At 45.7% G+C, this 1,372-nt stretch carries 4 protein-coding genes; all 4 read left to right on the top strand.

The genetic code is table 11. The annotated features are described in order from the left end of the window. Window positions 1-64: 64 nt before the first annotated feature. From ACYVH9_RS31570 to ACYVH9_RS31555, 4 genes are read left to right on the top strand one after another with little or no spacing between them, the layout of a single operon-like run. Entirely contained in the window at window positions 65-376 is a 312-nt protein-coding gene (locus ACYVH9_RS31570; RefSeq protein ID WP_460640442.1) for a transposase, read from the top strand. Continuing rightward, window positions 376-906, top strand: coding sequence for an IS3 family transposase (locus tag ACYVH9_RS31565; RefSeq protein ID WP_460640441.1), 531 nt, complete (start codon window positions 376-378; stop codon window positions 904-906). Before ACYVH9_RS31570 ends, ACYVH9_RS31565 begins: the two co-directional genes overlap by 1 nt. Then, on the top strand, window positions 833-1,078 hold the full coding sequence (locus ACYVH9_RS31560) for a hypothetical protein (RefSeq protein ID WP_460640443.1): 246 nt from the start codon (window positions 833-835) through the stop codon (window positions 1,076-1,078). The genes ACYVH9_RS31565 and ACYVH9_RS31560 overlap by 74 nt, the downstream gene beginning before the upstream one ends. Further along, window positions 969-1,322: an integrase core domain-containing protein gene (locus ACYVH9_RS31555; protein ID WP_460640440.1), complete on the top strand. Its 354-nt coding sequence runs from the start codon at window positions 969-971 to the stop codon at window positions 1,320-1,322. Before ACYVH9_RS31560 ends, ACYVH9_RS31555 begins: the two co-directional genes overlap by 110 nt. The last annotated feature ends 50 nt before the right edge of the window (window positions 1,323-1,372 follow it).

The following is a 1,372-nucleotide window of genomic DNA, read 5'->3' as shown; positions in this document are numbered from 1 at the left end:
TGTCTTAGCCCCTTAAATAGTTGGAGACAAAATCTAAAAAGGATTTGTCACTAACTTTAAGGAAATGAAGAAAGAAAAACGAGTTTTTACTCCCGAACACCGGGAATCAATCCTGAAAGAAGCCGCACGCGCTGGAAAAGCCGAAACCTGCCGCAAGTACAATCTGTCGCCTTCTTTGCTGCGCAAATGGCAGCACAAATACGAGAGCAGTGGTCTAGCGGGCTTGTCAAATCGGTATAAAACCGTTGACCACCAAGCCCGGGAGATGGAATTGGAAAATGAAAGGCTGAAACGGATTGTGGCCAAACAGGCTTTAGAGCTAGAGGTAATGGCCGAACTGTTAAAAAAAACGGGTGTCCATCCCGTGAAAAGGTGATGTTAGTGGCTCACTATCAGAATCGTATTCCACGACAAAAGCTCTGTCGGTGGCTGGGACTAGCGCAAAGTCGATTCTATTATCAACCGAAATCGGGGCATAGAGGCCGCCAGGCTTCCACCTATACCCCATTGACGGATGGAGGCAGAGTTACCAATTATACGGTGATCGATACGGTTCGTGAACTACTGGAAGATCCCTTAGTTTGTTATGGCTATCAAAAGATGACGAATCATCTGCGCGAACATGGCTATGTGATTAATCCCAAGAAAGTTTATCGACTTTTGAAAGAGCACAAGCTTTTATTGGGTATCATGATCCGATCAACAGGTCCTCGTAAGTGGGTCAGCCACCGCAAAATCGATGCCCGGTACCCTTTAGAGTACCTATGTCATGACATCAAGTACGTGTATGTTGAGGGAGAGAAGCAGAATTATCTGCTTTACACCATCTTAGATGTGTATAGCCGTAAAATCCTTTATTCCCTTTTCCAAATCGGATCGCCGACGCGAGAGCATCCGGAAAGCTGATGTCGTCCGAGCTTTCCTGTACATTCAGCGAACTTACGGTTTGAAAGGGGTAAAAATCCGTAATGACAATGGTTCTCAATTTGTCTCTCATCTGGTCAAAGATTTTTTGCGAAACCAGCAGGCGAAGCAGGACCGGGACGCCGGAGCGTTTTACGCACGTGGCGACGCCTGAGGAGAATAGCTACATCGAAGCTTACCATAGTATTTTAGAGCGCGAACTTCTAACTCGTTACGAATTTGACAGTTATTATGAAGCCCAGCTAGCAATCGATGATTTTGTGAGGTTTTACAACGAGCGTCGGATACACGGAGGAATCAAAAACACAACCCCTAATCGAAAATGGCAGGAGGGCATGAAATTACGATCAGAGCAACCACAGAATCAGCCGGATTGGGCTGCTACTGAAGCCGCCTGATGGACTAAACTATTTTAACAAAACTCTCCAACTTTATAGGGGTTGATACA

The sequence above is a fragment of the Larkinella harenae genome (assembly GCF_054780515.1).
The sequence above is the reverse complement of the archived record's forward strand: the minus strand, read 5'-3'. Positions and strand labels throughout refer to the sequence as shown.